This window comes from Streptomyces sp. NPDC026522 (assembly GCF_055567555.1).
The window spans coordinates 273,240-299,381 of sequence record NZ_JBVHQF010000005.1; the positions used below are offsets into that span (position 1 = coordinate 273,240).

The 26,142-nt window shown below is 74.2% G+C and carries 28 protein-coding genes; 20 read left to right on the forward strand and 8 right to left on the reverse strand.

Features of this window, described 5'->3' with window-relative positions; genetic code table 11:
* Positions 1-54: 54 nt before the first annotated feature.
* Genes hisD through hisF form a run of 8 tightly spaced genes read left to right on the forward strand, consistent with a single transcriptional unit; the run spans position 55 to position 5,798 of the window.
* Entirely contained in the window at positions 55-1,377 is a 1,323-nt protein-coding gene (gene hisD / locus ACZ4M3_RS15280) for a histidinol dehydrogenase (protein ID WP_467732668.1), read from the forward strand.
* Positions 1,374-2,504 (forward strand): histidinol-phosphate transaminase, encoded by a 1,131-nt coding sequence (locus ACZ4M3_RS15285; protein WP_467732670.1) that lies wholly within the window; start codon positions 1,374-1,376, stop codon positions 2,502-2,504. The genes hisD and ACZ4M3_RS15285 overlap by 4 nt, the downstream gene beginning before the upstream one ends.
* Positions 2,501-3,094: an imidazoleglycerol-phosphate dehydratase HisB gene (hisB, locus tag ACZ4M3_RS15290; protein WP_030855496.1), complete on the forward strand. Its 594-nt coding sequence runs from the start codon at positions 2,501-2,503 to the stop codon at positions 3,092-3,094. The genes ACZ4M3_RS15285 and hisB overlap by 4 nt, the downstream gene beginning before the upstream one ends.
* Before the next feature lie 2 nt (positions 3,095-3,096).
* Positions 3,097-3,264, forward strand: a complete 168-nt coding sequence (locus tag ACZ4M3_RS15295; RefSeq protein ID WP_467732672.1) for a hypothetical protein — start codon at positions 3,097-3,099, stop codon at positions 3,262-3,264.
* On the forward strand, positions 3,261-3,911 hold the full coding sequence (hisH, locus tag ACZ4M3_RS15300) for an imidazole glycerol phosphate synthase subunit HisH (RefSeq protein ID WP_467732674.1): 651 nt from the start codon (positions 3,261-3,263) through the stop codon (positions 3,909-3,911). Before ACZ4M3_RS15295 ends, hisH begins: the two co-directional genes overlap by 4 nt.
* Positions 3,911-4,642, forward strand: a complete 732-nt coding sequence (gene priA, locus ACZ4M3_RS15305) for a bifunctional 1-(5-phosphoribosyl)-5-((5-phosphoribosylamino)methylideneamino)imidazole-4-carboxamide isomerase/phosphoribosylanthranilate isomerase PriA (RefSeq protein WP_467732676.1) — start codon at positions 3,911-3,913, stop codon at positions 4,640-4,642. Before hisH ends, priA begins: the two co-directional genes overlap by 1 nt.
* Entirely contained in the window at positions 4,639-5,046 is a 408-nt protein-coding gene (locus ACZ4M3_RS15310) for a RidA family protein (protein ID WP_467732678.1), read from the forward strand. Before priA ends, ACZ4M3_RS15310 begins: the two co-directional genes overlap by 4 nt.
* A complete protein-coding gene (hisF, locus tag ACZ4M3_RS15315; protein ID WP_467732680.1) occupies positions 5,043-5,798 on the forward strand; it encodes an imidazole glycerol phosphate synthase subunit HisF in 756 nt (251 codons plus the stop codon). Before ACZ4M3_RS15310 ends, hisF begins: the two co-directional genes overlap by 4 nt.
* 46 nt (positions 5,799-5,844) lie before the next feature.
* Here hisF and ACZ4M3_RS15320 read toward each other — a convergent pair whose 3' ends face one another.
* On the reverse strand, positions 5,845-6,477 hold the full coding sequence (locus ACZ4M3_RS15320; protein ID WP_467732682.1) for a TIGR03085 family metal-binding protein: 633 nt from the start codon (positions 6,475-6,477) through the stop codon (positions 5,845-5,847).
* A gap of 92 nt (positions 6,478-6,569) precedes the next feature.
* On the opposite strand from ACZ4M3_RS15320, the gene hisI reads away from it, so the two are divergent.
* The 11 genes from hisI (at position 6,570) to lgt (ending at position 15,732) form a co-directional block, all read left to right on the forward strand.
* Positions 6,570-6,926 carry a phosphoribosyl-AMP cyclohydrolase gene (gene hisI, locus ACZ4M3_RS15325; protein ID WP_136215262.1) on the forward strand — a complete coding sequence of 119 codons (357 nt, stop codon included), beginning with the start codon at positions 6,570-6,572 and terminating at the stop codon, positions 6,924-6,926.
* Between the two features lie 19 nt (positions 6,927-6,945).
* Positions 6,946-8,436: an anthranilate synthase component I gene (locus ACZ4M3_RS15330; RefSeq protein WP_467732684.1), complete on the forward strand. Its 1,491-nt coding sequence runs from the start codon at positions 6,946-6,948 to the stop codon at positions 8,434-8,436.
* Between the two features lie 14 nt (positions 8,437-8,450).
* Positions 8,451-9,110, forward strand: a complete 660-nt coding sequence (locus ACZ4M3_RS15335) for a TIGR02234 family membrane protein (protein WP_467732686.1) — start codon at positions 8,451-8,453, stop codon at positions 9,108-9,110.
* Between the two features lie 93 nt (positions 9,111-9,203).
* A complete protein-coding gene (locus tag ACZ4M3_RS15340) occupies positions 9,204-9,455 on the forward strand; it encodes an HGxxPAAW family protein (RefSeq protein ID WP_467732688.1) in 252 nt (83 codons plus the stop codon).
* Positions 9,456-9,552: 97 nt separating this feature from the next.
* Positions 9,553-10,032 (forward strand): DUF2752 domain-containing protein, encoded by a 480-nt coding sequence (locus ACZ4M3_RS15345; protein WP_467732690.1) that lies wholly within the window; start codon positions 9,553-9,555, stop codon positions 10,030-10,032.
* 190 nt (positions 10,033-10,222) lie between these two features.
* Complete coding sequence (trpC, locus tag ACZ4M3_RS15350) at positions 10,223-11,032, forward strand: indole-3-glycerol phosphate synthase TrpC (protein ID WP_467732692.1); 810 nt, start codon at positions 10,223-10,225, stop codon at positions 11,030-11,032.
* An 8-nt stretch (positions 11,033-11,040) separates the two neighbouring features.
* On the forward strand, positions 11,041-11,250 hold the full coding sequence (gene trpM, locus ACZ4M3_RS15355) for a tryptophan biosynthesis modulator TrpM (protein WP_136215268.1): 210 nt from the start codon (positions 11,041-11,043) through the stop codon (positions 11,248-11,250).
* Between the two features lie 197 nt (positions 11,251-11,447).
* The gene (gene trpB, locus ACZ4M3_RS15360; RefSeq protein ID WP_467732694.1) at positions 11,448-12,722 is read left to right on the forward strand and encodes a tryptophan synthase subunit beta; all 1,275 of its coding nucleotides are present in this window, start codon (positions 11,448-11,450) and stop codon (positions 12,720-12,722) included.
* Entirely contained in the window at positions 12,719-13,537 is an 819-nt protein-coding gene (trpA, locus tag ACZ4M3_RS15365; RefSeq protein WP_467732696.1) for a tryptophan synthase subunit alpha, read from the forward strand. Before trpB ends, trpA begins: the two co-directional genes overlap by 4 nt.
* A 95-nt stretch (positions 13,538-13,632) precedes the next feature.
* Positions 13,633-14,622, forward strand: a complete 990-nt coding sequence (locus ACZ4M3_RS15370) for a DsbA family protein (protein WP_467732698.1) — start codon at positions 13,633-13,635, stop codon at positions 14,620-14,622.
* Between the two features lie 72 nt (positions 14,623-14,694).
* Positions 14,695-15,732, forward strand: a complete 1,038-nt coding sequence (gene lgt / locus ACZ4M3_RS15375; RefSeq protein ID WP_467732700.1) for a prolipoprotein diacylglyceryl transferase — start codon at positions 14,695-14,697, stop codon at positions 15,730-15,732.
* Positions 15,733-15,805: 73 nt separating this feature from the next.
* Here the strand turns inward: lgt and ACZ4M3_RS15380 are convergent, their stop codons facing one another.
* The 7 genes from ACZ4M3_RS15380 to ACZ4M3_RS15410 all read right to left on the reverse strand — a co-directional run bounded on the left by ACZ4M3_RS15380 (position 15,806) and on the right by ACZ4M3_RS15410 (position 24,999).
* A complete protein-coding gene (locus ACZ4M3_RS15380) occupies positions 15,806-16,627 on the reverse strand; it encodes an HpcH/HpaI aldolase/citrate lyase family protein (protein WP_467732702.1) in 822 nt (273 codons plus the stop codon).
* Positions 16,624-17,832 carry a CaiB/BaiF CoA transferase family protein gene (locus ACZ4M3_RS15385; protein WP_467732704.1) on the reverse strand — a complete coding sequence of 403 codons (1,209 nt, stop codon included), beginning with the start codon at positions 17,830-17,832 and terminating at the stop codon, positions 16,624-16,626. Before ACZ4M3_RS15385 ends, ACZ4M3_RS15380 begins: the two co-directional genes overlap by 4 nt.
* Entirely contained in the window at positions 17,829-18,728 is a 900-nt protein-coding gene (gene rbsK / locus ACZ4M3_RS15390; protein ID WP_467732706.1) for a ribokinase, read from the reverse strand. Before rbsK ends, ACZ4M3_RS15385 begins: the two co-directional genes overlap by 4 nt.
* The gene (locus ACZ4M3_RS15395) at positions 18,725-20,317 is read right to left on the reverse strand and encodes an ADP-ribosylglycohydrolase family protein (protein WP_467733117.1); all 1,593 of its coding nucleotides are present in this window, start codon (positions 20,315-20,317) and stop codon (positions 18,725-18,727) included. The genes rbsK and ACZ4M3_RS15395 overlap by 4 nt, the downstream gene beginning before the upstream one ends.
* A gap of 646 nt (positions 20,318-20,963) precedes the next feature.
* Complete coding sequence (locus ACZ4M3_RS15400) at positions 20,964-22,121, reverse strand: ADP-ribosylglycohydrolase family protein (protein ID WP_467732708.1); 1,158 nt, start codon at positions 22,119-22,121, stop codon at positions 20,964-20,966.
* Positions 22,118-23,506 carry an ADP-ribosylglycohydrolase family protein gene (locus ACZ4M3_RS15405; protein ID WP_467732710.1) on the reverse strand — a complete coding sequence of 463 codons (1,389 nt, stop codon included), beginning with the start codon at positions 23,504-23,506 and terminating at the stop codon, positions 22,118-22,120. Before ACZ4M3_RS15405 ends, ACZ4M3_RS15400 begins: the two co-directional genes overlap by 4 nt.
* Positions 23,507-24,012: 506 nt before the next feature.
* Positions 24,013-24,999, reverse strand: coding sequence for an ADP-ribosylglycohydrolase family protein (locus ACZ4M3_RS15410; protein ID WP_467732712.1), 987 nt, complete (start codon positions 24,997-24,999; stop codon positions 24,013-24,015).
* Between the two features lie 320 nt (positions 25,000-25,319).
* Between ACZ4M3_RS15410 and ACZ4M3_RS15415 the strand changes: the two genes are divergently transcribed.
* The gene (locus ACZ4M3_RS15415) at positions 25,320-26,051 is read left to right on the forward strand and encodes a VIT1/CCC1 transporter family protein (protein WP_467732714.1); all 732 of its coding nucleotides are present in this window, start codon (positions 25,320-25,322) and stop codon (positions 26,049-26,051) included.
* Positions 26,052-26,142: the final 91 nt, after the last annotated feature.

The following is a 26,142-nucleotide window of genomic DNA, read 5'->3' on the forward strand; positions in this document are numbered from 1 at the left end:
TCAGCCAGTGATACAGGCGGACGGTGCCGTGAGCCGGTCTGAGAGAATTGGGACGTGATCTCTCGTATCGACCTGCGCGGTGACACCCTCCCCGAGGGTGCCGCCCTGCGCGACCTGCTGCCCCGTGCCGAGTTCGACGTGGAAGCCGCCCTGGAGAAGGTGCGGCCCATCTGCGAGGACGTGCATCATCGCGGCACGGCGGCGCTGATCGATTACGCGCGCAAGTTCGACGGGGTCGAGCTGTCGCAGGTCCGGGTTCCGGCGGCGGCGGTCAGCGCCGCCCTGGAGCAGCTGGACCCGGCCGTCCGCGCCGCCCTGGAGGAGTCGATCCGCCGGGCCCGGATCGTGCACCGGGCCCAGCGCCGCAGCGAGCACACCACCCAGGTGGTCCCCGGCGGCACCGTGACCGAGAAGTGGGTTCCCGTCGAGCGCGTGGGCCTGTACGCGCCGGGCGGCCGGTCCGTGTACCCGTCGTCCGTGGTGATGAACGTCGTACCGGCCCAGGAGGCCGGGGTCGGGTCGATCGCGCTCGCCTCCCCGCCGCAGGCCGAGTTCGGCGGCCTGCCGCACCCGACGATCCTCGCCGCGTGCGCCCTGCTCGGCGTGGACGAGGTGTACGCGGCCGGCGGCGCCCAGGCCGTCGCGATGTTCGCCTACGGCACCGAGGAGTGCGCGCCCGCGAACATGGTGACCGGGCCCGGCAACATCTGGGTCGCGGCCGCCAAGCGCTACTTCACCGGCCGGATCGGCATCGACACCGAGGCCGGCCCGACCGAGATCGCGGTCCTCGCGGACTCCACCGCCGACCCGGTGCACGTCGCCGCCGACCTGATCAGCCAGGCCGAGCACGACCCGCTGGCCGCCGCCGTCCTGGTCACGGACTCCGAAGACCTCGCCGCGGCCGTCGAGAAGGAGCTGGCCCCGCAGGTCGCGGCCACCAAGCACGTCGAGGACCGGATCAAGCCGGCCCTCGCGGGCAAGCAGTCCGCCATCGTGCTGGTCGACAGCCTGGAGGACGGCCTGCGGGTGGTCGACGCGTACGGCGCCGAGCACCTGGAGATCCAGACCGCCGACGCCGCGGCCTGGGCCGCCCGGGTGCGCAACGCCGGCGCGGTCTTCGTCGGCCCCTGGGCCCCGGTCTCGCTCGGCGACTACTGCGCCGGGTCCAACCACGTGCTGCCCACCGGCGGCTGCGCCTGCCACTCCTCCGGGCTGTCCGTGCAGTCCTTCCTGCGCGGCATCCACATCGTGGACTACACGCGCGACGCGCTCGCCGAGGTCGCCCACCACGTGGTCACCCTGGCCGAGGCCGAGGACCTGCCGGCGCACGGGGCCGCCCTGAAGGCCCGGTTCGGGTGGAAGGTGCCGGGACAGTGAGCGGCATCGGCATCGACGACCTCCCCATCCGGGACGAGCTGCGCGGCAAGTCCCCGTACGGCGCCCCGCAGCTCGACGTGCCCGTCCAGCTGAACACCAACGAGAACCCGTACGAGCTGCCCGAACCGCTCGTGCGGCGCATCGCCGAGCGCGTCGCCGACGCCGCCCGGACCCTCAACCGCTACCCCGACCGGGACGCGGTGGAGCTGCGGACCGAGCTGGCCGCGTACCTGACCCGTACCGGCAAGCACCCGGTGGCGCGGGAGAACGTATGGGCCGCCAACGGCTCCAACGAGGTCCTCCAGCAGCTGCTGCAGACCTTCGGCGGGCCCGGCCGCACCGCGATGGGCTTCGAGCCCTCGTACTCGATGCACGCCCTGATCGCCCGGGGCACCGGCACCGGCTGGACCTCCGGTCCGCGCCGGGAGGACTTCACGATCGACGTGGCGGCCGCGGAGCGGGCGATCGCCGAGCACGCGCCCGACGTCGTGTTCATCACCTCCCCCAACAACCCCACGGGCACCGCGGTCGAGGCGGAGACGGTCCTCGCCCTCTACGAGGCCGCCCAGGCGGCGGCGCGTGCCGATCGGGATTCGGCCTCCCTCGTGGTCGTCGACGAGGCGTACGTCGAGTTCTCCCACCGGGACTCCCTCCTCCCGCTCATCGAGGGCCGGCCGTGCCTGGTCGTCTCGCGGACCATGTCCAAGGCCTTCGGCGCGGCCGGCCTGCGCCTGGGCTACCTGGCCGCGCACCCCGCCGTGGTCGACGCCGTGCAGCTGGTGCGGCTGCCGTACCACCTGTCCGCCGTCACCCAGGCGACCGCGTTGGCCGCCCTGGAGCACACCGACACGCTGCTCGGCTACGTCGAGCAGCTCAAGGCCGAACGGGACCGGCTGGTCGGCGAACTGCGGGCGGTCGGCTACGAGGTCACCGAGTCCGACGCGAACTTCATCCAGTTCGGCCGGTTCGCGGACTCGCACACCGCCTGGCAGCAGATCCTCGACCGGGGTGTCCTGGTCAGGGACAACGGCGTACCGGGATGGCTGCGGGTCACCGCGGGCACCCCCGCCGAGAACGACGCGTTCCTGGAAGCGGTTCGCGCACTGAAGAAGGAGCAGCAGGCATGAGCCGCATCGGACGGGTCGAACGGACCACGAAGGAGACCTCGGTCGTCGTCGAGATAAACCTCGACGGCACCGGCAAGGTCGACGTCTCCACGGGCGTGGGCTTCTACGACCACATGCTCGACCAGCTCGGCCGCCACGGCCTCTTCGACCTCACCGTCAAGACCGACGGTGACCTGCACATCGACAGCCACCACACCATCGAGGACACCGCCCTCGCCCTCGGCGCCGCGTTCAAGCAGGCCCTCGGCGACAAGGTCGGCATCTACCGGTTCGGCAACTGCACCGTGCCGCTGGACGAGTCCCTCGCCCAGGTGACCGTCGACCTGTCGGGCCGCCCCTACCTCGTGCACACCGAGCCCGAGAACATGGCGCCGATGATCGGCTCGTACGACACGACGATGACCCGGCACATCCTGGAGTCCTTCGTCGCGCAGGCCCAGATCGCCCTGCACGTCCACGTCCCGTACGGGCGCAACGCCCACCACATCGTGGAGTGCCAGTTCAAGGCCCTCGCCCGGGCCCTGCGCTACGCCGCCGAGTTCGACCCGCGCGCGGCCGGCATCCTGCCCTCCACGAAGGGCGCGCTCTAGCCGTGAACGGCCTCAACACCATCCTGATCGTCTTCGGCCTGTTCCTGGCCGGGGGTGTCTACTCCTTCCAGAAGCAGAAGATGCCCCTGTCGGTCGTCGTCCTGCTCGCCATCGGCTCCGCGATGTGCCTCGCCGCCGGAGTCCTGCGGATCCAAGGAATCTGGGCATGAGCGCAACCCGCCCCACCAAGACCGTCGTGGTCTTCGACTACGGCTTCGGCAACGTCCGGTCCGCCGAGCGGGCGCTCGCGCGCGTCGGCGCGGACGTCGAGATCACCCGCGACTACGACAAGGCCATGGACGCCGACGGGCTCCTCGTGCCCGGCGTCGGCGCCTTCTCCGCCTGCATGCAGGGCCTCAAGGACGTCCGCGGCGACTGGATCATCGGGCGCCGGCTGTCCGGCGGCCGGCCCGTCATGGGCATCTGCGTCGGCATGCAGATCCTCTTCGAGCGCGGCATCGAGCACGGCGTGGAGACCGAGGGCCTCGACGAGTGGCCCGGCACGGTCGGCCCGCTCAAGGCCCCGATCGTGCCCCACATGGGCTGGAACACCGTCGACGCCCCCGCCGACAGCCAGGCCTTCAAGGGCCTGGACGACGACGCCCGGTTCTACTTCGTGCACTCCTACGCGGCGCACGGCTGGAGCCTGGAGGTCACCAACCCGCTGATCCGCGCCCCCAAGGTCACCTGGGCCACCCACGGCGAGAGGTTCGTCGCGGCGGTGGAGAACGGGGCCCTGTGGGCCACCCAGTTCCACCCCGAGAAGTCCGGCGACGCCGGCGCCCAGCTCCTCACCAACTGGATCGAGACCCTGTGATGCCCGCACCCACGCTTGAGCTGCTCCCCGCGGTCGACGTCCGCGACGGCCAGGCCGTGCGCCTCGTGCACGGCGTGTCCGGCAGCGAGACCTCGTACGGCTCCCCGCTGGAGGCGGCCCTCGCCTGGCAGCGCGCCGGCGCCGAATGGCTGCACCTGGTCGACCTGGACGCCGCCTTCGGCACCGGCGACAACCGCGCCCTGGTCGCCGAGATCACCGGCGCCATGGACATCAAGGTCGAGCTGTCCGGCGGCATCCGCGACGACGCCTCGCTCGCCGCCGCCCTCGCGACCGGCTGCACCCGCGTCAACCTCGGCACCGCCGCCCTGGAGACCCCCGAGTGGGCCGCCAAGGCGATCGCCGAGCACGGCGACAGGATCGCGGTCGGGCTCGACGTGCGCGGCACCACCCTCAAGGGCCGCGGCTGGACCAGCGAGGGCGGGGACCTGTACGAGACCCTCGCCCGCCTGGACTCCGAGGGCTGCGCCCGGTACGTCGTCACCGACATCGGCAAGGACGGCACGCTGACCGGCCCCAACCTGGAGCTGCTGCGGAACGTCTGCGCCGCCACCGACCGGCCCGTCGTCGCCTCCGGCGGCATCTCCTCGCTGGACGACCTGCGGGCGCTGTCCGAGCTGGTGCCGCTGGGCGTCGAGGGCGCCATCGTCGGCAAGGCCCTGTACGCGAAGGCCTTCACCCTGGAAGAGGCCCTTCGGGTGGTGTCCGCATGAGCGCCCCCGACGACGTGCGCCGCATCTCCTCCGGCGGCCCCTACGAGGACGTCATCGGCTACAGCCGGGCCGTGCAGCTCCCCAACGGCCTGGTCCTGGTCTCCGGCTGCACCGCGGCCGACGGCGGCGGCCCCTACGAGCAGGCCATGACGGCCTTCGGCGTCGCCGTCAAGGCGCTGGAGCAGGCCGGTCTCGGCGCCGAGCACGTGGTCCGCACCCGGATGTACCTGACGCACGCCCGGGACGTGGACGACGTCGGCCGCGCCCACAAGGAACTGTTCGACGCGGTGCGCCCCGCCGCATCGATGATCATCGTCTCCGGCTTCGTCGACCCGTCCATGGTCGTCGAGGTGGAGGTAGAGGCGTACCGGAGCCCCGGTGCCGGTGAAGGAGGGGCGGCATGACGCTCGCCGTACGGGTGATCCCCTGCCTGGACGTGGACAACGGCCGGGTCGTCAAGGGGGTCAACTTCCAGAACCTGCGGGACGCCGGTGACCCGGTGGAGATGGCCAAGCTCTACGACGCCGAGGGCGCTGACGAGCTGACCTTCCTCGACATCACCGCGTCCTCCGGCAACCGCGAGACCACCTACGACGTGGTGCGCAGGACCGCCGAACAGGTCTTCATCCCGCTGACCGTGGGCGGCGGCGTACGCACCGCCGACGACGTGGACCGGCTGCTGCGGGCGGGCGCGGACAAGGTGGGCGTGAACACGGCCGCCATCGAGCGGCCCGACCTCATCCGGGAGATCGCGGAGCGGTTCGGCCGGCAGGTCCTGGTGCTCTCGGTCGACGCCCGGCGCACTGCGTCCGGCGCGTTCGAGGTCACCACGCACGGCGGCCGCAAGAGCGCCGGCATCGACGCCGTCGAGTGGGCGCACCGGGCGGCCGAGCTGGGCGCCGGGGAGATCCTGCTGAACTCGATGGACGCCGACGGCACGAAGGACGGATACGACACCGAGATGATCACCGCCGTGCGCAAGCACGTCCGCGTCCCGGTGATCGCCTCGGGCGGCGCGGGCAAGCTGGAGCACTTCCCGCCGGCCATCGCCGCGGGCGCCGACGCGGTGCTGGCCGCCTCGGTGTTCCACTTCGGCGACCTGCGGATCGGCGAGGTCAAGGACACCCTCCGCGAGGCGGGCCACCCGGTCCGCTGACGGCGTCCCGTGCTCCGGCCCGCCGGGCCGGAGCACGGGTGGGGCGTCAGATGCCCAGCTCCGCCACCGTCAGCTTCGCCACCGCCTCCGGCGCGCCGTCCAGTTCCACGGCGGCGGCCTCCTGGCGGCCGAAGCAGAACAGCGTCAGCTCACCCGGTTCGCCCGTCACCGTCACCACCGGGGTGCCCTTGTGGGCGACCGCCGTGCGGCCGTCCGGGCGGCGCAGCACCAGGCCCACCGGCGAACGGCGGCCCGTCAGCCGGGCCAGCTTCTCCAGGCGGGACCAGAGCACGTCCGAGAAGACCGGGTCCAGCCGGCGCGGGGACCAGTCCGGCTGCGCCCGCCGTACGTCCTCGGCGTGGACGTAGAACTCCACCGCGTTGGCCGCCTCGTCGATCTGTTTGACCGCGTACACGGACATCCGCGGCGGCCCGGTACGGATCAGCCGGATCAGTTCCTCGTACGGCTTGGCCGTGTACTCGGCCATCGCCTTGTCCAGCCGGCCCTTGAGCACGTTCAGCAGCAGCCCGCCGGCCGCGTCGGGGCGGCGCTCCCGGACGACCACGTGCGCCGCCAGCTCCCGCGCGCGCCAGCCGTCGCACAGCGTCGGCGCCTCCGGACCCGCCGCCTCCAACAGATCGGCCAGCAGCAGACGTTCACGCTTCGCATGGGTAGACATGGTGGCCAGCCTACGGCCGGAACCCGCCCCGTGCCTGCTCATCAGGCGGACAGGCATCGATGATCGTCACCCGCGCCCGGCACAATGGCCCCATGAGTACGACCTCCCTCGACCCCGCCATCGCCGCCCGCCTCAAGCGCTCCGCGGACGGCCTGGTACCGGCCATCGCCCAGCAGTACGACACCGGTGAGGTGCTCATGCTCGGCTGGATGGACGACGAGGCCCTGCACCGGACCCTGACCACCGGACGCTGCACCTACTGGTCCCGCAGCCGCCAGGAGTACTGGGTCAAGGGCGATACTTCCGGCCACTTCCAGCACGTGAAGTCCGTCGCCCTCGACTGTGACGCCGACACCGTGCTCGTCAAGGTCGACCAGGTCGGAGCCGCCTGCCACACGGGTGCCCGGACCTGCTTCGACGCCGATGTCCTCCCGCTGGCCGCCGAATAGCTAGGTAGGGTCCCACGCCATGGATCTTGAGACGTTCCGCAAGCTCGCGGCCGACCGCCGCGTCATCCCCGTCAGCCGCAAGCTGCTCGCCGACGGAGACACCCCGGTCGGCCTCTACCGGAAGCTCGCCGCCGAACGCCCCGGCACCTTCCTGCTGGAGTCGGCGGAAAACGGCCGGTCCTGGTCCCGCTACTCCTTCATCGGCGTGCGCTCCGACGCCACGCTGACCGTCCGCGACGGACAGGCCCACTGGATCGGCGCCGCCCCCGTCGGCGTCCCCACCGCCGGAGACCCGCTCGACGCCCTGCGCGCCACCGTCGAGGCCCTGCACACTCCGCGCGACAACGCGGCCGGGACGCCGCCCTTCACCGGCGGGATGGTCGGCTACCTCGGCTACGACATCGTGCGCCGCCTGGAGCGCATCGGCGACCACACGTCCGACGACCTCCGGCTGCCCGAGCTGACCATGCTGCTCACCTCCGACCTGGCGGTCATGGACCACTGGGACGGCACGGTCCAGCTCATCGCCAACGCCATCAACCACAACGACCTCGACACCGGCGTGGACGAGGCGTACGCGGACGCCGTCGCGCGCCTGGACGCCATGGAGGCCGACCTCGCCCGGCCCGCGCCCTACGTGCCGACGCCGCTGCCCGCCTCGGAGCTGCCCGAGTTCTCCGCGCTGTGGGGCGGCGAGAAGTACCAGGCCGCCGTCGAGGACGTCAAGGAGCGGATCCGGGCCGGGGAAGCCTTCCAGGTCGTGCCCTCGCAGCGGTTCGAGACCCCCTGCAAGGCCTCCGCGCTGGACGTCTACCGGGTGCTGCGGGCCACCAACCCGTCCCCGTACATGTACCTCTTCCGCTTCGAGAACGGCTTCGACGTCGTCGGGTCCAGCCCCGAGGCCCTGGTCAAGGTCGAGGACGGCCGGGCCATGGTCCACCCCATCGCCGGCACCCGGCACCGCGGCGCCACCCCGCAGGAGGACAACGAGCTCGCCGAGGAGCTGCTGGCCGACCCCAAGGAGCGCGCCGAGCACCTGATGCTCGTCGACCTCGGCCGCAACGACCTGGGCCGGGTGTGCGAGCCGGGCTCCGTCGAGGTCGTCGACTTCATGAGCATCGAGCGCTACTCCCACGTGATGCACATCGTCTCGACCGTCACCGGCCGGGTCGCCGAGGGCAAGACCGCCTTCGACGTACTCACGGCCTGCTTCCCGGCCGGCACCCTCTCCGGTGCGCCCAAGCCCCGCGCCATGCAGATCATCGAGGAGCTGGAGCCCTCCCGCCGCGGCCTGTACGGCGGCTGCGTCGGCTACCTCGACTTCGCCGGCGACTCCGACACGGCCATCGCCATCCGGACCGCCCTGCTGCGCGACGGCACCGCGTACGTGCAGGCCGGGGCCGGTGTCGTCGCGGATTCGGTACCCGAGCTGGAGGACAACGAGTGCCGCAACAAGGCCGCCGCGGTGCTCCGCGCGGTGGGAGCGGCGAACCGCCTCCACGGCGTCTGACCCGGTAGGGGATAGTGGGGTACGTGAGTGCCGTACCCCCGCCCCGAACCGATGCCCGGTCCGCGTCCGAGCCGCCCGAGACCCCCGGCAGCCGCGGCGGCCGCCGCAGCGTGGCCGTCGCCCTGCTGCTCGGCGCGCTCGGCGCCACCGTCGTCCTGCTCGCCTCCGGCCGGGTCTGGGCCCGGGGCAGCGCCGCCGTCGCCGGCGGGTCGCTCCCGCTGAGCGCGGACGGGCAGGACGTCACCGGGCTGCCCGCCGCCCTGGCCATCGTCGCGCTCGCCGCCCTGGTCGCGGTGTTCGCCGTACGCGGCAAGAGCCGGCTGCTGGTCTCCGCCCTGCTGGCGCTGAGCGGCCTGGGCGCGGCGCTGGCCTCGGTGGCCGCCGCCGGCGACCGCCGGGCGCTGGACGAGAAGGCCGCCACCACGACGGCCGACACCGCCGCCCGGGTGGCCGGGCTGACCCACACCCCGTGGCCGTACGTCACCGCCGGCGGAGCGGTGCTGATCCTGCTCGCCGGGCTGCTCGCGCTGCGCTTCGGCAGCGCCTGGCCCGCGATGGGCGGCCGCTACGAACGGGACGGCAGCCCGCGGCCGCGCAAGTCCGCGGTGGTGGACCCGGACCGGCCCGAGGATCTGTGGAAGGCTCTGGACCGGGGCGAGGACCCGACCCACTGACAGCACGCCCCGCCCGGTGCGGGACAATGGTCATCGAGCGTTCGACACAGACCGCGATACAGCACTGCGCGACAGAGCAACGAGGAGCAACTCATGGCGGGCACGCACCACGGACACACCCCGGCCGCCTGGACCGGTGTCATCATCGCCTTCATCGGTTTCTGCATCTCCGGCGCCTTCATGGTGCTGGCGAACCCGCTCGGCTTCTGGGCCGGCCTGGTCGTCGTCGCGCTCGGCGGTGTCGTCGGCATGGCGATGAAGGCGGCGGGCATGGGCGCCCCCAAGCCCGCCCACGACGACCTCGCACAGGTCATCGCCGCCAACAAGGTCGCCGCGAAGGTCTGAGCCGGCCGTCGGCCGCCGCGCCACCCGACCGGACGCGCCACCGGTTCCCAAAGGCGCGGTTTCGAGAGGCGCGGCCCGTCGGGCTGCGCCTTTTGTCATGAGCGGAGACAATCACCGCGTGGACGCCCCTCGCACCCCCGCCCCCGCGCACGTACGGCCCGGCGCGCCGCCCCCGGTCTCCCGGGCCCGGAGCCTGGCCGCCCCCGTGCTCACGCTGGCCGGGACGGTCGCCGCGTTCGCGTACGTGGGCGCCGTCGACCCGAACCAGCCGGGCCACTACCCGGTCTGTCCGCTGCTGCGGCTGACCGGCATCCTGTGCCCCGGCTGCGGCGGCCTGCGCAGCGCCCACGCCTTCGCCCACGGCGATCTGCTGACCGCGCTCGGCGACAATGCCGTCGCCGTCCTCGGCTACTTCCTCTTCGCCGCCTTCCTGGGCCGCTGGCTGGTCCTCGCCGCCCGCGGCGGCCCGCCGCCGAGGATCGCCCTCAGACCGGTCTACTGGTGGGGCGTCGGAGCGGTGGTGCTGGCCTTCGCCGTGGTCCGAAACCTCCCCTTCGGGTCCGCCCTGGCCCCCTGAAACGGGCGGGGCGCGAGGGGAAGCCGGTATTCCGGGGGAACCGCATATTCCGACTGTCCAGTCCATGGGACACCCGCACGCTCCGTGCGGAGGCCGCGGCGACCTGCGGATACCATTTGAGTGCTGACCTTGCAGTGGAACGTGTCTGCAAGGCGGCCGACCGTCATCGACCCGGAAGGGGGCCGCTCGCGTGAGTGTGCTCGACGAGATCATCGAAGGGGTCCGCGAAGACCTTGCCGAACGGCAGGCCCGCGTGAGCCTCGACGAGCTCAAGGAGCGTGCCGCCAAGGCGCCCCAGGCCAAGGACGGTGTCGCCGCCCTGCGCGGCGACAGCGTCAAGGTGATCTGCGAGGTGAAGCGCTCCAGCCCCTCCAAGGGCGCGCTCGCCGCGATCGCCGATCCGGCCGGGCTCGCCGCCGACTACGAGGCGGGCGGTGCGGCGGTCATCTCCGTCCTCACCGAGCAGCGTCGTTTCGGCGGCTCGCTGGCCGACCTGGAGGCCGTCCGCGCCCGCGTGGACATCCCGATCCTGCGCAAGGACTTCATCGTCACGGCGTACCAGCTGTGGGAGGCCCGCGCCTACGGCGCCGACCTCGCCCTGCTGATCGTCGCGGCCCTGGAGCAGGAAGCCCTCGTCTCCCTCATCGAGCGGGCCCAGTCCATCGGGCTGACCCCGCTGGTGGAGGTCCACGACGAGGAGGAGGTCGAGCGCGCCGTCGCCGCCGGCGCCAAGATCATCGGGGTCAACGCGCGCAACCTCAAGGACCTCAAGGTCGACCGCTCCACCTTCGAGCGCGTCGTCGAGACCATCCCCGACCACATCGTCAAGGTCGCCGAGTCCGGGGTCCGCGGACCGCACGACCTGATCGCGTACGCCAACGAGGGCGCCGACGCCGTCCTCGTCGGGGAGTCCCTGGTCACCGGACGCGACCCGAAGGCGGCCGTGGCCGACCTGGTGGCCGCCGGCGCCCACCCCGCCCTGCGGCACGGGCGGAGCTGACCCCACCCGTGCCCGTCTCCCGCTCCTCCGTCCGCACCCGCCCGGGCCACGGCCCGGCCGGCGTGCCGACGGCGCACGCGCCGCTGGCGCGCGGCTGCCGCCCCCGCGGCTGCCGTGCCCCGGCCCGGCGCGTGCACGGCCGGCGGGTGCGGTACGTGATCGGCTCCGAGCCCGGACAGGTCAACGGCATGCGATGGCGCCCCTCGCCCGCGCCGTGACGACGGCTGCCCCGCCCCGGTACCGCTGAGGTACCGGCCGGGCACCCTCGTACGGCCCGTCGCCCAGGAGCCGCCGGCTCCGGCCCGGGCCGCTCGCGTACGTATCCCCAGCACCCCGCCCGCGGGGTGCGCGGGCCGCGGACCGGCGGCGCAATACGGTGAAGCCACCCCGTCGCACCCCGTAGGAGTACGTGGACATGTCCACCCACTCGTTCTTCATCCCGGACCCGCAGGGTCTGGTCCCCAACGCCGAGGGCTACTTCGGCGACTTCGGCGGCAAGTTCATCCCGGAGGCGCTCGTCGCCGCCGTGGACGAGGTCGCCGTCGAGTACGAGAAGGCCAAGGGCGACCCGTCCTTCGCGGCCGAGCTCAACGAGCTCATGGTCAACTACACGGGCCGCCCCAGCGCCCTCACCGAGGTCCCGCGCTTCGCCGAGCACGCCGGCGGCGCACGGATCTTCCTCAAGCGCGAGGACCTCAACCACACCGGCTCGCACAAGATCAACAACGTGCTGGGCCAGGCGCTGCTCACCAAGCGCATGGGCAAGACCCGCGTCATCGCCGAAACCGGCGCCGGCCAGCACGGCGTGGCCACGGCCACCGCCTGCGCCCTCTTCGGCCTCGACTGCACCATCTACATGGGCGAGGTCGACACCCAGCGGCAGGCCCTCAACGTGGCCCGCATGCGCATGCTGGGCGCCGAGGTCATCGCCGTGAAGTCCGGCTCCCGCACCCTCAAGGACGCCATCAACGAGGCGTTCCGCGACTGGGTGGCCAACGTGGACCAGACCCACTACCTGTTCGGTACCGTCGCCGGACCGCACCCCTTCCCGGCCATGGTCCGCGACTTCCACCGCGTCATCGGCGTCGAGGCCCGCCGCCAGATCCTGGAGCGCGCCGGACGCCTGCCCGACGCCGTCGCGGCCTGCGTCGGCGGCGGCTCCAACGCCATCGGCCTCTTCCACGCCTTCATCCCCGACACGGACGTGCGCCTGGTGGGCTTCGAGCCCGCCGGGCACGGCGTGGAGACCGGCGAGCACGCGGCCACCCTGACCGCCGGCGAGCCCGGCATCCTGCACGGCTCGCGCTCGTACGTCCTGCAGGACGAGGAGGGCCAGATCACCGAGCCCTACTCCATCTCGGCCGGCCTGGACTACCCGGGCATCGGCCCGGAGCACTCCTACCTCAAGGACAGCGGCCGCGGCGAATACCGCGCGGTCACCGACGACGCCGCGATGCAGGCCCTGCGCCTGCTGTCCCGCACCGAGGGGATCATCCCGGCGATCGAGTCCGCGCACGCCCTCGCGGGCGCGCTGGACCTGGGCCGGGAACTCGGTCCCGACGGGCTGATCGTGGTCAACCTGTCCGGCCGCGGCGACAAGGACATGGACACCGCCGCCCGCTACTTCGGGCTGTACGACACGGACGGGGAAGTCGCCGAGAACGAGTTCGCCGAGGGGGACGACAAGTGAGCGCCAACGGAAACATCGAGCTGCTGAGCGCGACCCTCGCCAAGGCGAAGTCCGAGGACCGGGCCGCCCTCGTCGCCTACCTCCCGGCCGGCTTCCCGACCGTGGACGGCGGCATCGAGGCCGTCAAGGCCGTCGTCGCCGGCGGTGCGGACGTGGTCGAGATCGGCCTGCCGCACAGCGACCCGGTCCTGGACGGCCCCGTCATCCAGACCGCCGACGACATCGCCCTGCGCGGCGGTGTGAAGATCGCCGACGTGATGCGCACCGTGCGCGAGGCGTACCAGGCCACCGGCGTGCCGATCCTGGTCATGACGTACTGGAACCCCATCGACCGCTACGGCGTCGAGCGGTTCACCGCCGAACTGGCGGCCGCGGGCGGCGCGGGCTGCATCCTGCCCGACCTGCCGGTCCAGGAGTCCGCGCTGTGGCGCGAGCACGCGCGCGAGCACGGCCTGGCGACCGTCTTCGTCGTCGCCCCGAGCAGCCAGGACGCGCGCCTGGCCACCATCACCGCGGCCGGCTCCGGCTTCGTCTACGCCGCCTCCCTGATGGGCGTCACGGGCACCCGCGAGTCGGTCGGCGACCAGGCCCAGGACCTGGTGCGCCGCACCCGGGCCACCACCGACCTGCCGGTGTGCGTGGGCCTCGGCGTCTCCAACGCCGCGCAGGCGAAGCAGGTCGCCGGCTTCGCGGACGGTGTGATCGTCGGCTCGGCCTTCGTGAAGCTGCTGCTGGACGCCCCCGACCTGGAATCCGGGCTGGACGGCGTACGGGCGCTGGCGGGCGAGCTCGCGGAGGGCGTACGCAGGTCCTGACGCCCGGCGGGCCCGATCGGGGGTTCTGTAGCCCGATCGGGTGGAAGTGGGAGCGGGGAGGCACGCGAGTGCCTCCCTGCTTCGTTTGGCCGAACGTGAGCGAGAAGAACGACGACGGTGCGAACCGCGATGCGACGAAACGATCGGCCCGGGAGCGACTCCTCGCGGAGCGCGAGCGGCAGAAGAAGAAGGACAAGCGCCGCCGGACCCTCATCGTGTCCGCGGCGGTCGTCGGCGTACTCGGCCTGGCCGCGGTCGTCGGCCTGATCGCGGCGAACACCGGCAAGGGCGGCAAGTCCGCCAAGGCCGGTCCGGTGGCCGCCCCTTCGGGGGCCACCGGCAAGGACGCGCTCGCCATCCAGACGGGCAAGCCCGAGGCCAAGTCCACCCTCACCGTGTGGGAGGACTTCCGCTGCCCGGCCTGCAAGGCCTTCGAGGACAACTACCGGACCACGGTCCACGACCTGGAGGCCAGAGGACTGCTCAAGGTCGACTACCACCTGGTCACCTTGATCGACGGGAACATGCGCGGCACCGGATCCCTGAACGCGGCGAACGCGGCCGCCTGCGCGCAGGACGCCGGCAAGTTCCCCGCGTACCACGACGTGCTCTTCGAGAACCAGCCGCAGGAAACCGACGACGCCTACGGCAAGAACGCCAGGCTGCTGGAACTGGCGGGCAAGGTGGAGGGGCTGGACACCCCGGCGTTCCGCTCCTGTGTGAACGGCGGCACGCACAACAGCTGGGTCGCGAAGTCGCACGAGGCGTTCCAGGCCGCGAAGTTCCGCGGCACCCCGAGCGTGCTGCTGAACGGCAAGGACATCTTCGCCGACCAGGCCAACCCGCTGACCCCGCAGAAGATCAAGGAAGCGGTGGAGGCCGCCGCCAAGGGCAACGGCGGTGCGGCGACGCCCCCCGGCGGGAAGGGATCGCCCTCGCCCTCGGCGTCCCCCTCGGCCTCCGCGTCGTCGTTGTCCTCCTCCGGTGCGGGCACGGCGAAGTCCGCGTCCTCTTCCGGTGCGGGCACGGCTTCGTCCGGGAGCAAGGGCGGAGGATCCGCCAAGGCGGGCGCCGCGGAGGACTGAGTATCGATTTCACGGCAGGTTGCCGGGCGGGTTGCGGTGGGTACCGCCCGGCAGGGTAGCGTCGGTCCTGCCATGACACTTGCCTATATCCCCAGCCCGTCGACCGGCGTGATCCATCTCGGACCGATCCCGCTTCGCGGCTACGCGTTCTGCATCATCATCGGCGTCTTCGTCGCCGTCTGGCTCGGCAACAAGCGCTGGATCGCACGCGGCGGAAAGCCGGGCACGGTCGCGGACATCGCCGTGTGGGCGGTGCCGTTCGGCCTGATCGGCGGCCGCCTCTACCACGTGATCACCGACTACCAGCTCTACTTCGGCGAGGGCCGGAACTGGGTCGACGCCTTCAAGATCTGGGAGGGCGGCCTCGGCATCTGGGGTGCGATCGCGCTCGGCGCGGTGGGTGCCTGGATCGGCTGCCGGCTGCGCGGGATCCCGCTGCCGGCCTGGGCGGACGCCCTGGCCCCGGGCATCGCGCTGGCCCAGGCCTGCGGTCGCTGGGGCAACTGGTTCAACCAGGAGCTGTACGGGCGGCCCACCGACCTGCCCTGGGCCCTCAAGATCAGCGAAGGCCCGAACCGGGTCGCGGGGACCTACCACCCCACCTTCCTCTACGAGTCCCTGTGGTGCGTCGGTGTCGCGCTGCTGGTGATCTGGGCCGACCGCCGCTTCAAGCTCGGACACGGGCGGGCGTTCGCCCTGTACGTGGCCGCGTACTGCGCCGGGCGCGGCTGGATCGAGTACATGCGGGTCGATGAGGCGCACCACATCTTCGGCGTGCGGCTGAACGTCTGGACGGCGATCGTCGTCTTCGTGCTCGCCGTGGTCTACCTGGTCCTGTCGCAGAAGCTGCGGCCGGGCCGCGAAGAGGTCGTGGAGCCGGACCGGGGTCCGGCGGCCGGGGATCCGGCGGCGGACGCCGGGGACGCGGAGCCCGCGTCCGCCGGCCCCGCTGCCGAGGGCGGCGCCGGCGCTGCCGGGGACTCCGACGCCGAGGCCGGGTCCGGGACGACGGCCGGGTCCACCGCTCAGGAACCGGGGGAGCCGGCGGCGCCGGGCGACCCGCAGGAACCGCGGGACGCCACATCCGCGCCCGAGGCCAAGAAGCTCTGACCCGGTCCGGCCGGAACGCGAAGGGGGCGCCGCGCGACCGCGCGGCGCCCCCTTCGCGTATTCGGGGCGCCGGTCAGGAGGGGATCCGGGAGCCGCGGCGGGCGAGCGCGACCACGCGTTCCGCGCCGGCCAGCACCGCCTGGTCCACGAAACGGCCGTCGGGCAGGGCCACCGCGCCCGGGGTGAGCCGGGCCGCCGCCATGATCTGCTCGGCGGCGCAGACCTCTTCCGGGCCGGGCAGGTAGGCCCGCTCGATCACCGGGAGCTGGCGGGGGTGGATCGCCGCCCGGCCCAGGAAACCCAGCGAACGGCCCCGGGCGCAGGAGACGGCCAGCGCCTCCAGGTCCCGGATGTCGGGGAACACCGACTGCGCGGGCGGGGCCAGCCCGGCGGCCCGGGCCGCGATCACCACCCGGGAGCGCGGCCAGTCCAGGCCCGCCTCGGAGCTGATGCCGAGGTCGGCCCGGAGGTCCGCCTCACCGAGGGACAGCCCGCGCAGGGCGGGGTGGGCGCGGGCGATCTCGTAGGCCCGTTCCACCCCCAGTGCGGACTCCAGCAGGGCGTACAGGGCCACCCCGCCGGTGCGGGCGGCGACCGCCGCGATCTGCTCGGGCGCGCTGATCTTGGGCAGGCGCAGGCCCGCGAGGCCCGGCAGCCCGGTGACCGCGGTGAGGTCGGCGCCGCCCCAGGGGGAGTCCAGGGCATTGACCCGGACATGGACGGGCACCGGCGGCCGCTCGGTGAGCAGTTCGGCGGTCGCGGCGCGGGCGTACTCCTTGCGGGAGAGCGAGACCGCGTCCTCCAGGTCCACGATGACGGCGTCGGCCCCCGAGTGCAGGGCCTTCCAGACCACTTCGGGCCGGTCACCGGGTGCGTACAGCCAGCTAAGGATCATAGGGCCCCTTCCTTGCGGAGAGCGGTGATCTCGGCCTCGGTGAGGCCGAGTTCGGTGAGGACGGCGTCGGTGTCCGCGCCGTGCGGACGGCCCGCCCAGCGGATCGCGCCCGGCGTCCCGGACAGCCGGAACAGGACGTTCTGCATGCGCAGCGGTCCCAGCTCCGGGTCCTCGACCTCGGTGAGCGTGCCGAGCGCCGCGTACTGCGGATCGGCCATCACGTCCCGTACGTCGTAGACCGGGGCGACCGCCGCCTCGGCCTCCTCGAAGGCGGCGATCACGTCGTCGGCCTTGTGCCGGGCGATCCAGCCGCCGACCGCCTCGTCCAGCACCGGCGCGTGGGCGGCCCGGCCGGAGCCGGTCGCGAACCAGGGCTCGGCGATCAGTTCGGGCCGGCCGACCAGCCGCAGGACGCGTTCCGCGACGGACTGGGCCGAGGTGGACACCGCCAGCCAGCGGCCGTCCGCGCTGCGGTAGGTGTTGCGCGGGGCGTTGTTGGTGGAGCGGTTCCCGGTGCGCGGCTGGACGTAGCCCAGCTGGTCGTACCAGAGCGGGTGCGGGCCGAGCACGGTGAGGATCGGCTCGATGATGGCCAGGTCCACGACCTGCCCCTGCCCCGTACGGTCGCGGCCCGCGAGGGCCGTCATCACGGCGTACGCGGTGGTCAGCGCGGCGATCGAATCCGCGAGCCCGAACGGCGGCAGCGCCGGCGGGCCGTCCGGCTCCCCGGTGATCGCGGCGAAGCCGCTCATGGCCTCGGCGAGGGTGCCGAAGCCGGGGCGGCGGGCGTACGGGCCGTGCTGGCCGAACGCCGTCACGCGGGCCAGGACCAGGCGCGGGTTGGCGGCGGACAGCTCCGGCCAGCCGAGCCCCCAGCGCTCCAGGGTGCCGGGGCGGAAGTTCTCGATGACCACGTCGGCGGTGGCGGCCAGCCGCAGCAGGGTGTCGCGGCCGCCCGGGGCGGACAGGTCGAGGGTCATCGTCCGCTTGTTCCGCCCCAGCAGCTTCCACCACAGCCCGATGCCGTCCTTGGCGGGGCCGTGGCCCCGGGAGGGATCCGGGCGCACCGGGTGCTCGACCTTGACGACCTCGGCGCCGAAGTCGCCCAGCAGGGTGGCGGCGAGGGGGCCGGCGAAGAGGGTCGCCAGGTCGAGGACGCGCAGCCCGGCGAGCGGAGCGGTCGCGGGTGCGGCGCCGCCGGTCATGACAGCGCCGCCGCGAATGCGTCGGTCTCGGCGCGGGTCGGCATCGAGTCCTGGGCGCCGGAGCGCTGTACGGACAGCGCGGCGGCCGCGGCCGCCCAGTGCAGGGCCTCGGGCATCGGGCGGTCCTCGCCGAGCGCCACGGCGAGGGCTCCGACGAAGGTGTCCCCGGCGGCGGTGGTGTCCACCGCCCGGACGCGGGGCGCGGGCACGGTCAGCGGCTCGCGGTCGCGGGCCGCGTAGTGGAGCCCGGCCGCCCCGCGGGTGACCACCACCTCGGGCACGTCCCGGAGCAGGGCCTCGGCCGCCGCCTGCGGGTCGGTCAGTCCGGTCAGGGCGGCGGCCTCGTGTTCGTTCGGCACCAGCAGGTCGGTGAGGCCGAGGAGTTCGGGCGGCAACGGCTGGGCCGGGGCCGGGGTCAGGACGGTCCGTACGCCGTGGGCCCGGGCGGCCCGCGCGCCCGCGAGCACGGCCTCCAGGGGGAGTTCGAGCTGGAGGAGCAGACAGTCGGCGGCGCCGATCCGGGAGTCGTCGCCCGCCTCCAGGCCGGTCACCAGGCCGTTGGCGCCCGGGATGACGATGATGCTGTTCGCGCCCTCCCCGTCGACGGTGATGTGTGCGGTGCCGCTGGCGCCCTCGACGGTGCGCAGGGCGGCCGTCTCGACGCCGGCCGCCGCGAGCGCGTCCCGCAGCCGTACGCCGAACGCGTCGGCGCCGACCGCCCCGATCATCACCACCTCCCCGCCGCAACGGGCCGCGGCGACCGCCTGGTTGGCACCCTTGCCGCCCGGGACGGTACGGAAGGAGGTCCCGGTGACGGTCTCGCCGAGCCGGGGGGCCTTGGGGACGTAGGCGACGAGGTCCATGTTCGTACTGCCGAGCACGGCGATGGCCGTCATGAGCGGGCTGCCTCCTGAGCGGTGAGGTGGGCGAGGGTGTCGAAGCCGACGCCGTCGAACCCGGCGACGGTGCTGACGAGGCGGTTCTTCAGGGGCGCGGCCCAGCGGTGCGGGACCGCGCCCGCGACGAGGGCGGCCAGGGAGCCGGCGGTGGCGCCGTTGGAGTCGGTGTCCCAGCCGCCGGACACGGCGCGGCACACGGAGTGGCTGAAATCGCCGTCGGCGTGGGTGAGGGCGGCGGCGACGAGGGCGGTGTTGGGGACGGCGTGGACCCAGTGGTAGTGGCCGTGGCGGGCGTGGAGTTCGTCCACGACGCGGTCGAAGTCGGCGTACCGCCCGGCGGTGTCGACGGCGTGCCGGACGGCGGCGGCGAGCCGGGAGCGGGGCGGTACGACGGCCAGTCCGGCGCGCAGCGCGGTGTGCACGTCGGCCAGGCCGGTGGCGGCCTCGGCGAGGGCGGCGGCGGTGAAGAGGGCCGCGTAGACGCCGTTGGCGGTGTGGGTGAGGACGGCGTCGCGGTAGGCCTGGGCCGCGGCGGCGGCCGGGTCGCCGGGGTTGGTCCAGCCGTGGACGTCGGCGCGGATGAGGGCGCCGATCCATTCCCGGAAGGGGTTGTGGTGGGTGGCGGTGGCCGGGGGTTCCAGGCCGTACAGGAGGTTGCGGTACGCGATGCGCTCGGCGGTGAACGTCCGGCCGGCCGGGAGCTCGTCGAGCCAGAGGCGGCCGACGTCGGCGGTGGTGAAGCCCTTGCCGTGGCGCTGGAGGAGGAGCAGGCCGAGGAGGGGGTAGTTGAGGTCGTCGTCCTCGGGGGCGCCGTCGATGTTCTCGGCGAGGGAGGTGGCCGCGGAACGGCGGTTCCAGGGGTGGGCGGCGAGCAGCTCGGCGGGGACGCCGCGGGCGGTGAACCAGTCGTCCAGGGGCCAGTTGCCGGTGGCACGGGCGAGCGCGCGGATCCCTTCCAGGGGCAGCTTCTCGACGGGCTTCCCGAGCACACACCCCACGGCCCGCCCGATCCACGCGGCCTCCAACCGCCGGACGAACGCCTGCGGCTGCGGCTGCGGCTGCGGGCGGGGTGCCTCGCGCTGAGCCCGGTGCCGTTCTACGGGCCTTGGCCCGCGGTCCGGCGCCGAGGAGGGGCGGGGGTGCGTGGCCGGCGGCGGCGCCGGGGTGGTCTTCGGCCGGGGGCCGGGCCGGGGGGCGGCGTGGTTCCCGGGCCGCGGGCCCGGGTGTTGTTCCGGCTGCGGGCGGGGGTGTGCCTCGGGCTGAGCCCGGTCCGGCTCCGGGAGGGGGCCCGGCCGGGGGCCGGGGTCGGTCTCGGCCGGGGCGCGCCAGGTGGCGGTGATGGCCTGCCAGGACTCCGGCTCGTCGGGGGCCGAGGGGCGGGGGAGCGCCGCGAGTTGGGTCAGGAGGCGGCACGCCAGCGCGCGCAGCTCGGGGCCGGCCGGTGCCGGGGAGGCGCCGGCCCGCTCCGGCGCCGGGTGCCCGCCCGCCGCGAGCCAGACCCGCAGCAGCGGCTCCGCGTCCCGCCCGTCCTGCGCGGCCTGCCGCAGCTCGTGGCCGACCAGGTCCTCGGGCTGCACCCACGTCACCCGCCCGGGCCCGGTCACCGTGGCCCCGCGCTCACCGTGCACGCCGCCTCGCGCGCGGGGCGTCCGGTCAGCCGTACCGGTCCCGGGCCGGCCGGAGCGGACGCCACCGCTCGGGCGGGGCGCCCGGCCCGGTGCACGGGCGGTCCGGGGCGGCTGAGTCGGGGGTGTCGGTCGGCCGGGCGTGCCGGGCCGGGCCCGGTTGCCGGGGGCGTTGCCGTGTGGGGGCGCTGCCCGGTCCCGTCGGGGCCGGTCGTCGAGCGTCCGCGATGGCTGCCCGGAGGGTGGGGACCCGTCACCCGTAGCGGCGGCCCGGGCCGGGTCGCTGTGGATGCCGTCGGGTGGCGGCTCTGCTCGGTCCCCCCTTGGGGCTGGGCGCACGCGAACCGTGCGGGCCCGGTCGCCGCGGACTGCGTCTCGGGGGAGCGGCGTTGGGCCCCGGTCGGGGGCCGGGGGCCCGTCGCCGCGGGTCCGCGACGGCCGCCCCGGGGGCGGTGGCCAGTCAGCCGTACCGGGTCCGGCCGGGTTGCCGTAGGTGTTGCCGGGTGGGGACGCCGTCGGGTTCCGGCGGGAGGCCGGGCGGGCGTCGGCCGGAGCGCGCCGGTCATGGGGTCCCGGCGCGGGCCGGGCGGTACCGGTCCGGGGCCGGTCAGCATGAGGGGTCCGCGAGCGAGCTGAACGCCGATTCGTGGGCGCGGCGGCGGTCGCGGTCGCGGGCGAAGACCTCGCGGGCCACCGCCGCCAGCGCCGCCGCCGGGGCGTGCAGGTCGAGCCGGCTCGCCTCCGCGACCTGCTTCGCCCAGGCCTCCGGTACCGCCGCGAGGCCGTTCAGGGCTCCGGACAGCGCCCCCGCCATCGTGGCCGTCGAGTCGCAGTCCCGCCCGTAGTTGACGGCTCCGAGCACCGCACCCTCGTACGCCCCGTCCGCGACCAGCAGCATGCCGAGCGCGATCGGGAGCTCCTCGATCGAGTGCAGCCGCGAGGGCCGCCGGGCGCCCAGCGAGGGCCGGCGGTAGTCCGGCCCCACCGAGTCGTACGGGGCGACCGCCTCCCGTAGCGGGACCAGCGCCGACTCGAAGCCCCGGTGGCCGCGGGCGACGTCCCGGACCGCCTCGATGGCCGCCCGGGTGCCGTCCTTCGCCAGGGACGCGGCCGTGTCCACCACCGAGCCCGCGGTCGCCCCCGGCACGCACGCCGCGGCCACCGCCGCCGCGAACACGCCCGCCGCCTCCCGCCCGTACGAGGACTGGTGCGCCCCGGCGACGTCCAGCGCCTCCGCGTACGCGGCCTCGGGATGGCCCGCGTTGACCAGCCCGACCGGTGCCATGTACATCGCCGCCCCGCAGTTGACGATGTTTCCGGTGCCCGCCTCGCGCGGATCGGCGTGCGCGTAGTGCAGCCGGGTCACGATCCACTTCTCCGCGAGGAAGATCCGCTGGAGCGGCAGGGCCTCGGCTTCGAGCTCCGGGATCCAGCGCGGGTTCGTCATCAGGTCCGGGACCAGGTGCTCGGCGACCGCGTACGCGTCGAGGTGGTCGCGTACGGCCTCGTAGACCCGTACCAGGGCATGGGTCATCAGGGTGTCGTCGGTGACGTGCCCGTCCCCCTTGTGGTACGGCGCGATGGGCCGGGCGGTGCGCCAGTCCTCGTACCAGGGGCCGACGATGCCGCGCACGCGGCCGCCGTGCCGCTCGACGATCCGGTCCGGGGACCAGCCCTCGACCGGGCCGCCGAGGGCGTCGCCGACGGCCGCGCCGACGAGACAGCCGGCCGTCCGGTCGTCGAGGCTGAGGGGGGTCAGCGTCATGTCCGAATCATCCCTTGGGGTGGCTGGGCCGCGTGGGCGGCGCGGGCTTTGGGCGAGGTGAGTTCCGTACGGGCGAGGAGCGCGGCGAGCTCGACCAGGTCGGTGCCGGCGAGGTGGGGGAGGGCACAGCCGGAGAGGGTGCGGCAGGCTTCGCGCCAGGCGGCGGGGAGGCAGTCGCCGCCGCCGAGGGCGCCGGTGAGGGCTCCGGCGAGGGCGGGGGCGGAGTCCGCGACGCGCGAGAGGCAGGCCGCGGCGGGCACGGCCTCGGCGACGTTGCCCCGCGCGGCCGTGACCAGCGCGAGCGCTACGGGGACGGTTTCGGCGGCGGCGATGCCGTAGCTGTAGACGTGGTCGACGATCTGGTGCTCCAGGAGCGGGACGAGGGCGAAGGCGCCGGTGCCGGTGCCTTCGTCGGTGCGGGCGAGCTCGACGGCGTGGCGGGCGTTGCGGCCGATCTCGGTGGCTTCGGGCAGTTGCTCCAGGGCGGCGTCGACGGCGGCGTCGGTGTCCGCCCCGGCGAGGGCGGTGGCGATGGCGGCGGCCATGGCGCGGGCACCGTGCACCCCGTCGCCGTCCTGGGTGTAGCGGGCGTCGAACTCGGCGAGGTCCGCGGCCGCCCGGGGATCGCCGGGGTGGACGACGGCGAGGACGCAGGCGCGGATGCAGGCGGCGTCGTCGAAGTAGTGCGGGTTGTCGTGGCCGGTGGCGGGCGGGCGCAGGCCGGCGGCGAGGTTGCCGAGGCCGGCGCGGACGGAGATGCGGGCGCGCAGGGGGAGGACGGCGGACTCCACCTCGGGGGCGCGTTCGGCCGCGGCGGCGACTTCGCTGGCCAGGGCGTTCCAGGCGAGGTCGATGGCGGCGCGCATCCGGCGGGACCGGGAGAGGTCGCTGAGCAGGACGCCGGCGGCGGTCAGCACGGACTCCGCGGCGAAGGCCGCCCATTCGGCGTCGTCGGAGGGGCCGAGGCGCAGGGGTTCGGGGGGCTGGTTGAGGGCGATGGGGACGGGGAGGGTGGTGGTGGCGTTCTGCTCGGCGAAGGTGTCGAGCTCGCGGGTGAGGCGGCGGGTCCATTCGGGCATCCGGCTGGCCCGGTGCCGGGCGGCGGGCCACCCGGCCGCGTCGCCTGCGGCGAGCCCGAGCAGCAACCCCTCGATCCGCCGGGGCCCGTCCGGGGGTACGGGCACGGTGACCGCCCGCGCGGCGGCGGGCCCGGCGTCGGCGGCTCGCGGGCCGGAATCGGGCCCGGCCCGCAGGACCGTCCGGCTGACGGTACGGGCCTGCGCGCGCTCGGGCCCACCGGGGTCCTCGGGGTCTTCGGGGTGCGGTTCGGCCACCGGGCCGGCGGTGGCTCCGCCCTGGCGCACCCAGCCGCTGCCGGACGCCACCGTGTCGGCGCTCGGGCCGGGGGTGAGAGTGGTGTCCGGCCCGGCCGCCGCCGGCGGGGTGTGCGGGTTGTCCCGGTGGCCGGGGGCCGGGCCGGGGGCGGTTCCGCCCTGGCGTACCCATCCGCCGCCGGGCTCTGCCGGGGCGGTGCCTGGTCCGGGGGTCCCGGACGGGGTGCGGGTGGGGTCCGCCGCCCCCGTTGCGGGGCGGTGGTTGCCCGGGGCGCGGTGGGGCTCCGCTTGTTCCGGGCCGTCGGTTTCCGGGAGCCCGGACGGCGGGGTCCGGGTGGGGTCCGGTTCCGCCGCTCCCGGTGCGGGGCGGCGGTTGCCCGGGGCGGGGCCGGGTTCCGCTTGTGCCGGGCCGCCGCCTTCGGGCCGGTCGTCCGGCGGGGTCCCGGTGGGGTCCGCCGCTCCCGGTGCGGGGCGGCGGTCGTCCGGGGCTGTCGGGGGGCGGCGGGCGGGGGCGGGGGGTGCCGGGTGGGGAGGCGGGTCGTAGGGAGGGGGTGGGGTCATCGGGGCGGCTCGGTTTCCGGGGTGAGGAGGTCCGCGATGTCCAGGACGTGGTAGCCCCGCATCGAGGGCAGGCAGCTGCCCCGGACCGGGCCGATCGCCGACGACCACTGCTCCGGGATCGCCCGCACCCCCGACAGCGCACCGGACAGCGCCCCGGCCACCGCCGCCGTGGTGTCCGCGTCGCGGCCCATGTTCACCGCCGTGAGCACGGACTCGGCGAAGTCCCCGCGCGCCGCCGCGAACGCCCCGAACGCCAGGCCCACCGCCTCCGGGGCCAGGTCCGTCCACGGGTAGCCGCCGATCACCACCGCCGAGCGCACCGCCCGCTCGCCGCGCGGGGCCGCCGTCACGGCCCGGCGCAGCGAGCGCGCCGTCCAGGAGTCCGAGGGGATCACCGACAGGGCCGCCGAGACCACCGACGCCGGTGAACCGCCCGCCATCGCCGCCGCGACCCCCGCCGCCACCGCCTGGCCGCCGTAGATGCCCTCCCCGTCATGGCTGACCGACCCGTCGATCGCCACCAGCCGCGCGGCCTCCGCCGGCCGCCCCGCCGCGAAGACCCCGAACGGGGCCGCCCGCATGGCCAGCCCGTCCGACCAGGCGTGCCGGTGCTGCGCCGAGATGGGCGCCGCCAGGCCCCGGCGGAGGTTCTCCAGGGTGCCGCGCTCCGAGAAGCCCGCGCCGCGGAACGGCCCTTCGTCCAGGTCGGCGATCCAGTGGTGCCAGGCCCGTTCCACGTGGGCGACCGCGAGCGCCGACCCGTGGCGCGCCAGCAGCAGCCCGGAGAAGATCGCGTACTCCGTGTCGTCTGTGCCCGCCGGATCGTCGGAGACGAAGCCCTCGATCCGGCCCCACTTCGCCCTGATCTGCGACGGCTTCATGTTCTCCGCCGGGGCGCCCAGCGCGTCACCCACCGCCAGTCCCAGAAGCGCGCCCCTGGCCCGTTCGAGGAGGATCTGCGGATCGCATGCAATCAGCTCCATCGCGCGCCTCTCCACTTGATGGGACTCATCATGAGCCCATGGGGGATTTGTGCCACGGGATGACGTTTGTCGCATGTCGCGAAACACCCCGCGAACGCCGCCGTCACCCGGTCGCCGACCCGCGAAACCCCAGGTAAGTACGGCCTTCCTTGCTGGCGGCCGAAGGAAATCGTGCGTAGTTTCGAGGTGTTCAGGGGGAGCGGCGCCTGCGGGCCGCCTTCGCGTACCCGCTCGCACGAAGAGGCTCAAAGAGGCTCGACGAAGCCCGAAGAAGCTCGGCGAAGCCCGCCCGGCACAGCTCGACAGGGGAGATCCGGCGCATGTCCATCATCGACACCGAAGCATCACTGCACACCGCCCACCGCGACAACCACACCCACCGTGACGTCAACGGCGGATGGCTGCGGCCGGCCGTGTTCGGGGCCATGGACGGGCTCGTCTCCAACCTCGCCCTCATGACCGGTGTGGCGGGCGGTGCGGTGGCCCCGCAGACCATCGTCATCACCGGGCTGGCCGGACTGGCCGCCGGCGCGTTCTCGATGGCCGCCGGAGAGTACACCTCGGTCGCCTCGCAGCGCGAGCTCGTCCTCGCGGAACTCGACGTGGAGCGCCAGCAGTTGCGCAAGCACCCGGTGGACGAGATGGAGGAGCTGGCCGAGCTGTACGTGTCGCGCGGCGTCGAGCCCGCCCTCGCCCGCGAGGTGGCGATGCAGCTGTCCCGCGACCCGGAGCAGGCGCTGGAGATACACGCCCGCGAGGAGCTGGGCATCGACCCGGACGACCTGCCGTCGCCGCTGGTCGCCGCCGTCTCCTCCTTCGGCTCCTTCGCCCTGGGCGCGCTGCTGCCCGTACTGCCCTACCTGCTCGGCGCGACCGCCCTGTGGCCGGCCGTGCTGCTGGCCCTGGCGGGTCTCTTCGCCTGCGGAGCGGTCGTCGCCCGGGTCACTGCCCGGTCCTGGTGGTTCAGCGGTGTCCGCCAGCTGGTCCTGGGTGGCGCGGCCGCCGGTGTGACGTACATCCTGGGAACGTGGATCGGCGGCGTCGTAGGCTGACCGCCGCAGGAATGAGACACTATGCAGAGCGACGCATAAATTAATGGTTACCCCGCGGTTTCGAGCACATCACCGCGGGGCATCACACCAG